Raw genomic sequence first — 6,920 nt, 5'->3', positions numbered from 1 at the left:
GAGGAAGATGCGAACAGCAGCGATCCTAACTCGCCTGCGGCATCAATCCAAACGGCCGGAACTTGTAGCCATACACCAGCATCCCGCGCTCATCGTCGCCTTCGGCGCGTAATTTGCGGGTGACCATCTCTACCAGCATCCCAACTTCCACGGGCTTCTCGCCAAGATCGGTCAGTTGCGCGGTTACCACGGGGCCTTCATCGAGTTTTACCAATGCCACGGTATACGGCGCATCGGCCTGATACCCAGCTGGGGCATTATACAGCGTGGTATACGAATACACTTCGCCGCGGCCGCTAAAATGAAATTCTGTTTTGGCTTCATCGCCGCATTCTGGGCAGACATCGCGTGGGGGAAATATTTTTGCATCGCAGTGCGGACAAATTTCGCCCACCAAGGCATAGCGTTGTTTCTTTAATCGCCAGTGACGTGGTATTTCCATGCTTTATCTCCTTCAGACCAATGTCCTGATTGCACACAAGTGTAGCCGGAAAAACTATCAAGAACTATCAGGATGCTGGCGGACAGATGATAGGCACTTTGGAATTGCCTGTCATCTATATCGCATCAAGGATATGGGTCACAACCGTAGCAGCCGGGCCGCCCAGAGCTTGCACCAGGGCGCGTTTGGCGTTGGGGATTTGATTTGACCCTGCCTGGCCGCGCAACTGTAAGGTGGATTCGACCACCTGATAGATTCCGGTTGCGCCCCAGGGGTTACCGCGCGCCTTCAACCCGCCGAGGGTGGCGATGGGCAGACTCCCCTCGAGGGTGATTGCCGCGTTATGGGCCATCTCCCACCCCCGGCCGCGTTCCGCATATCCGGCAGCTTCCAGCGAGAGGGCAGCATAAACCGAAAAAGTATCACTCAGCTCGAAGAAATCCATCTGGTCAATGCTGGCTCCGGCCTGATAACAAGCCCGCTCCACCGAGAGCCGGGCGGCGCGAAAATCCAGCGGATCGGGGCGGTCGTGCAGGGCCAGCGTGTCGGTGGCGACGCTCGAAGCGGCAATCCGCACGCGGGGATGCTGGCTATCGGGGGGGAGTAATTCGGGGCGCGTCAGCAGCACTGCCGCAGCGCCATCGGCATCCGGCGCGGCATCGAACATATTTAGCGGATCGCAGATCATCCCGGCGCGCTCGTAGAGAGTGGGCCGGAGCGCCTTTTGGAACATGGCGTGAGGGTTGCCCGCGCCGTTGGCGTGCGCCGTGAGCGGGAAATTCGCCAATGCAAATTCGGGCACATTGAACTCGTGCAAATAGCGCCGCATCAGCAGGGCGGCCTGCGCCGTGGGGGTCAGCCCGTGGACGGCTTCATAGTCGCTATCGAGGGTGGTGGCGATATTGACATCCACCTCCGGGCCAACCTTGTCGGTAATTTTTTCCACACCGACCACCAGCGCCGCATCCACGAAGCCCGATTTGACCGCTAAAAATCCGGCGCGCAAGGCGGCCGCGCCAGAGGCTCCGGCGGCTTCGAGTGTGCAAGCCTCAATGCCGCGCAAGCCCGCAAAATCGGCGATCAAAGCGCCCAGATGCGCCTGCCCTGAAATCTGTGGGGCGAAAACATTGCCCACATATAACGCCTGAGGACGCAGCCCGGCGGCATCGTTCAGTGCGGCTTCGATGGCATAAAAAGCCAGCTCGCGCAGCGAAATTTCCCAATGTTCGCCGACGTTAGTTTGTCCAATACCGGCGATGATGACATCTGTACTCATGAAATTCTCCCGCAATAGAAACCCAAAAAAAGGGATGTAAGCGTTGCGAAGCAACGCTTACATCCCTTTTTTTGGAATATTACTTCATCAATAATTTGCCGCGCATGCGCGTATAGGTCGCATAATCAATCTCGGTGCGGCGGGCAATGTAGGTTTGGGTTTTGATGGCCTTGTCGCGCTGCTCCAGCAGTCGCTCGGTGACGCGCAGACCCAAAGCATCGGAGCCTGCCCCGGAGCCAAAAGAGACCATCAGAATGCGGTCGCCGGGCTGAGCAATATCCAGCGTGGCGGTCAGGCCAATGATCGCTGCTCCGGAATAAGTATTGCCGATCACTGGGACGAGCAGTCCGGGGGCAATTTGCTCTTTGCTGAAGCCCAATTGCGCGCCAACCCGCGTGGGGAATTTAGTGTTGGGCTGGTGGAAGATAGCATATTGGTAATCGGCAGCAGTAGTTCCGGTGGAATCCAGATAGACCTGCGCTGCTGAAGTGATGTGATGAAAATAGGCCGGTTCGCCGGTGAAGCGCTGCCCGTGTTCGGGGTATTTCTGGTATTCTCGCCGCCAAAAATCGGGTGTGTCGGTGACGTAGGACAGGCTGCTTTCAATCACCGCCAGCGCTTCTTCTGCCGGGCCGATTAAAAAGGCCGCGCCACCCGCCGCCGCGGTATATTCCAGGGCGTCGCCGGGGCGGCCTTGTGCTGTATCCATGCCGATTGCCAGGGCGTAGTTTGCCATATTGGAGCCGACCAAACCCATCGCCGCGACCATCGCTTCCGTGCCCGCTTTGCAGGCGAATTCCCAATCACCCGCCTGCGTGAAGGGTACAATCCCCAGGGCTTCGGCAACAATCGTGGAGGTGGGTTTTACGGCATAGGGATGCGATTCGGATCCCACCCAAACAGCGCGAATTTCTTCGGCCTGGATTTCGGCCCGCGCCAGGGCGTTACGCGCCGCCTCAATCGACATGGTGGCGGTATCTTCGTCTGGACCGGGGACGGCTTTCTCCTGAATCGGGGCGCCGCCGGTGCCATCTGTCCAAATGCGCGAAATCTCTTTGGCGGGCAGGCGGTAGCGCGGTACATACGCGCCGTAGCCAACGATTCCCACCGAGCGGGAGGGAATGAGTAATTTCTGTTGAAGGTTGGATGTTGAAGGTTGAGTCATAGATTTGCTCTCATTTGGCATTGGCCCTCACCCTAACCCTCTCCCCGCGGGAGAGGGGATAAAAAGAGAACCCCGATGCAGCCCCATCTCCCTGTGGGAGAGGGCGGGGGGTGAGGGGAATTATCCTGCGCTACATTCTATTTTTACCAAAATCTCTCTCGCTCGATCAATCCGCACCGCCTTTTCGGTGACCATTTGCGCGGCGATTTTTTCGATCATCTCGTCCGTGGCTCCAGCGGCGATGGCGACCTGGCGGGCATGCAGGTTCATGTGACCGCGTTGAATGCCTTCGGTTGCCAGCGCGCGCAAGGCGGCCAGGTTTTGCGCCAAGCCCACCGCGGCGATAATCTCGGCCAGTTGGCTGGCGCTGCTGATTTGCATAATTTTTAGCGCCAGTTTCGCCGTGGGATGCACACGCGTAGCCCCGCCCACAATGCCCACCGCCATAGGGAGTTCCAGCGTGCCCACCAAATTGCCTTCGGCATCTGCCCCCCATGTGCTCAGGGATGTGTATTGCCCGGAGCGCGCCGCATAGGCGTGTGCCCCGGCTTCAATGGCGCGCCAATCGTTGCCGGTGGCGAGGACGACGGCGTCGATGCCGTTCATAATGCCTTTATTGTGTGTTGCGGCGCGGTAGGGGTCGGCGGCGGCGAAGGCCCAGGCTTCGATGATGCCATCACGCACTTCTTCGGCAGGGAAATCGCCAAAGGCCAGTTTTGCCAGCGGGATAGTGCAGCGGGCGCGCACCAGACGGCGATCGGCCAGGTTGGAGAGAATACGCAGATGCACGCGCCCCCCGGTGATGGTTTCGATTTGGGGAGCCAGACGCTCGCAGGCCGTGTTGACGGCGTTGGCGCCCATAGCATCGCGCACATCGTAGATCAGGTGCGCGACTAAAAAGGGGCCGATGGGCGAATCTTCGATGATGCGCACTTCAAGATCGCGCGGCCCGCCTCCCAGCTCTTTGAGAATGGGGTCAATCTCGGCGGCTGCGGCTAGGAGTTCAGTTTTGTGTTCGAGCAGGGAAAGGCGGGCGCTATGCGGATCGGTGACATCCAAGATTTGCATTTGCCCGATCATTTCGGGCGGCGTGCTGGAGGTGAAGAATCCACCCCCGGCGCGGGCCAACTTTGCCATGAAGGAGGCTCCGGCCACGATGGAAGGTTCTTCGACAACCATCGGGATGAGTACATCGCGCCCGTTAATGGTGAAGTTGAGCGCCAGCCCCAGGGGCAGGCTATACAGACCGACCACGTTTTCGATCATGTGCTGCGCCTGTTCGAGCGATAAACCGGAATCCGCATCGAGAATGGGTATTTCCTCCGGAGACAGCAGCCCACGCTGGGTCAGGTGCGCCCGTCGTTCATCCATCGAAAGTTGATAATATCCAGAAATCCGTGAGTTGATGTCTTTAGGGGGCATAGTCAATATCCACAAAATTTGAACCACAATTCCCGAAGGGGACAGGCGATATGAAGTCTCAAAGAAAAAACTTTGTGTCTTTGTGTCTTAGTGGTGATTTCTATGATTCTACCCGCAGGCGCTGGCAAAAACTATCAACTCATAAATTTGCGGTAAAATATGGGAGGTGAGGATAAATTTTCTATGGTCTTGTTGACACGTGAACAACTTGAGGAAAGGCTGGCGGCACTACATCGCGCCAGTCTTGAGTTGGTTAGCGATGTTTCGCGCAATAATGTGCTGGAGCGGATTGCACGACTGGCCCGCGAGCAAGCGGAGGCCGAATTTGGCGCGATTGCCGTTTTGGGCGAGGATGGTCAGTTAGAGAAGTTCATCCACATGGGGGTTGATGAAGAGACGGCCAACAAAATTGGTCATCCACCGCGCGGCCTGGGTTTGCTTGGCGCGCTGATGCACGAGCGAAAATCCATTCGTATTCCCGATATCGTTGTAGATCCGCGCAGCGCGGGTTTTCCAGCACATCATCCAGCGATGCACTCATTTTTGGGGGTGCCGATTATCTCGGGCAAGATGCTGTTGGGGCAAATTTACCTGACCAACAAAAAAAACGAGACAGATTTCACCGGTGATGATCAGCGTGTGATCGAGACCCTGGCGGCCTATGCGGCTGTAGCCATTGAGAATTCGCGCCTGTATGAAAATGTTGTCGAGAGTGACCGCAAACTAAAAGAGCAGTTTGAAGATATGATGCTGCTCTATAACCTGGCGAAAACATCGGTGCGCGCCGCGGGGATGGATGATATTCTCGATGAGACGCTGATCCAGGTGGTTAAGCATTTCGATGTTTCGGCTGGCGAAATATTCTTGTGTGATGATAGTGATGATATGCTGTGGCTGAAAATGCATCGCGGCGAAGCGCCAGATGCTTTTTGGTCTTGTGATCGTTTTCGTTTTGGGGAAGGCGTTATTGGGCAGGCGGCTGCGGAAGACCGTTTGATTGAAAGCCCGGTGCTGGAAAAAGATGTGGTTTGCTTGCGCCCGGCGTTGATTGAAGCCGGTTTCCGACGGATTATTTGTGTTCCCTTACGGGCGGGGAATCGGGTTGTGGGTGTGATGACGGTTGCCAGCCACTCCGAGCGACACCTGACCTGGCGCGAGCGCGAATTGCTGGGTGCGATTGGAACCTGGGCTGGTACAGCGATTGAAAACGCGCGTTTGCAGCAACAAAGCCGCCGGATTGCAATTTTAGAGGAACGCGAACGCATTGGCATGGATTTGCACGATGGTGTGATTCAATCGATTTATGCAGTTGGGCTGGCGCTGGATTATGCGCGTATGTCGCTCGATGATGATATCAAAGCTGCTCGCCAAAAAATCAGTGAAAGTATTGAGGGGCTGAATAGTACGATTCAGGATATTCGCGCCTACGTGCTCGATTTACGCCCCCGTCAATTGCGCGGGGGCGAAACCTTGACCCGCGGCATTCAGCGCCTGCTGGATGAATTTCGGCACAATACCAACACTAAAACTAAACTGGCAACTTCAGAAGATGGTCTTGCTGGCCTGCCGCGTCAGAATGCGCTGGCGCTCTTCCACATTTGTCAGGAGGCGCTTGCCAATGTTGCCAGGCACGCGCAGGCAGAAGAAGTGGATGTGCAGTTGTGGACAGCCGATGAGCAGGCTTTGTTGAAGATTAGTGATAATGGGCGTGGATTTATGCTCGAGGATACGGGGGAATTAATTGGGCATGGTCTTTCGAATATGCATCGCCGCGCTCGCAAGGTGGGAGGCGATGTGAAGATTGCATCTACCCCCGAGCAGGGTACAACCATCTCGGCCTGGGTGCCCTGGAAGCATCTGCCGTCTGCGCCGCCAGACGAACTGGAATAATTACCCCCTGTTTTTTGTTGTCAACTAATCATCCTGGATGAATTTCAAGAAAAGATTTACAACCTGGGGGTCAAAATACTGCCCCGCATATTCGCGAATATAATCTCTCGTTTTTTCTTTGCTCCATGCCTTGCGATAGGGGCGGTCGGAAGTCAGGGCATCCCACACATCTACCACGGAGAAAATCCGCGCAGCCAGGGGGATTTGTTCGTTTTTCAGCCCGCGCGGATACCCACTGCCGTCCCAATTTTCGTGATGACAATAGGGAATGTCCAACGCTTTTTGCAAATAGCGGATGGGTGAGAGCCATTCGTAGGCATAGGTTACATGCTGACGCATGATTTGGATCTCTTCATCGGTCAGCGGTCCGGGTTTTTGCAAAATATGGTCTGGAATGCCCATCTTACCAATATCGTGTAGCAGCGCCCCGCGGCGAATATGAACAATTTCTGAATCATGTACGTCCAACGCCTGGGCAAGTTCGATGGTCATTTCGGTCACGCGCCGTCCGTGGCCGACTGTTTCGCGGTCGCGCAATTCCAGCGCCTTGGCCCAACCTTCCAGCGTCGTGTCGTAGGCCATTGTCAACTCAAAATTTGAATATTGCAATTGCTCAAATAAGTTGGTGTTATCAATAGCAATGGCGGCTTGTGTTGCCAGCGTTTTCAAAAAATCAAGCCATTCCTGATCCAGTTTGAAAGTTGACCGATAGAAGATTTCTAGCA

Annotated in this window: 6 protein-coding genes; 1 reads left to right on the top strand and 5 read right to left on the bottom strand. The window is 55.8% G+C overall.

The features are described 5' to 3' along the window. Window positions 1-25: 25 nt before the first annotated feature. From HN413_17400 to HN413_17385, 4 genes are all read right to left on the bottom strand, one after another. Window positions 26-442 (bottom strand): Zn-ribbon domain-containing OB-fold protein, encoded by a 417-nt coding sequence (locus HN413_17400; GenBank protein MBT3392178.1) that lies wholly within the window; start codon window positions 440-442, stop codon window positions 26-28. 115 nt (window positions 443-557) lie between these two features. After that, entirely contained in the window at window positions 558-1,718 is a 1,161-nt protein-coding gene (locus tag HN413_17395) for a thiolase domain-containing protein (protein ID MBT3392177.1), read from the bottom strand. Between the two features lie 79 nt (window positions 1,719-1,797). Continuing rightward, window positions 1,798-2,883, bottom strand: coding sequence for a hydroxymethylglutaryl-CoA synthase (locus tag HN413_17390; GenBank protein MBT3392176.1), 1,086 nt, complete (start codon window positions 2,881-2,883; stop codon window positions 1,798-1,800). Window positions 2,884-3,003: 120 nt separating this feature from the next. Next, window positions 3,004-4,305: a hydroxymethylglutaryl-CoA reductase, degradative gene (locus HN413_17385; GenBank protein MBT3392175.1), complete on the bottom strand. Its 1,302-nt coding sequence runs from the start codon at window positions 4,303-4,305 to the stop codon at window positions 3,004-3,006. Window positions 4,306-4,488: 183 nt separating this feature from the next. Here HN413_17385 and HN413_17380 point away from each other — a divergent pair, with 183 nt between their 5' ends. After that, window positions 4,489-6,195, top strand: coding sequence for a GAF domain-containing sensor histidine kinase (locus tag HN413_17380; GenBank protein MBT3392174.1), 1,707 nt, complete (start codon window positions 4,489-4,491; stop codon window positions 6,193-6,195). A 24-nt stretch (window positions 6,196-6,219) separates the two neighbouring features. Here HN413_17380 and HN413_17375 read toward each other — a convergent pair. Next, a partial coding sequence (locus tag HN413_17375) for an HD-GYP domain-containing protein (protein MBT3392173.1) occupies window positions 6,220-6,920 on the bottom strand: 701 nt, incomplete at its 5' end.

The organism is Chloroflexota bacterium (assembly GCA_018648225.1).
In the GTDB taxonomy this organism is placed as follows: Bacteria; Chloroflexota; Anaerolineae; order Anaerolineales; family UBA11858; genus NIOZ-UU35.
This window is presented reverse-complemented; position numbering and strand designations above follow the sequence as displayed.

Bases quoted from the DNA above. Each gene is read 5' to 3' on its own strand.
- HN413_17400 (MBT3392178.1), bottom strand. From the start codon at position 442: ATGGAAATACCACGTCACTGGCGATTAAAGAAACAACGCTATGCCTTG.
- HN413_17395 (MBT3392177.1), bottom strand. From the start codon at position 1,718: ATGAGTACAGATGTCATCATCGCCGGTATTGGACAAACTAACGTCGGC.
- HN413_17390 (MBT3392176.1), bottom strand. From the start codon at position 2,883: ATGACTCAACCTTCAACATCCAACCTTCAACAGAAATTACTCATTCCC.
- HN413_17385 (MBT3392175.1), bottom strand. From the start codon at position 4,305: ATGCCCCCTAAAGACATCAACTCACGGATTTCTGGATATTATCAACTT.
- HN413_17380 (MBT3392174.1), top strand. From the start codon at position 4,489: ATGGTCTTGTTGACACGTGAACAACTTGAGGAAAGGCTGGCGGCACTA.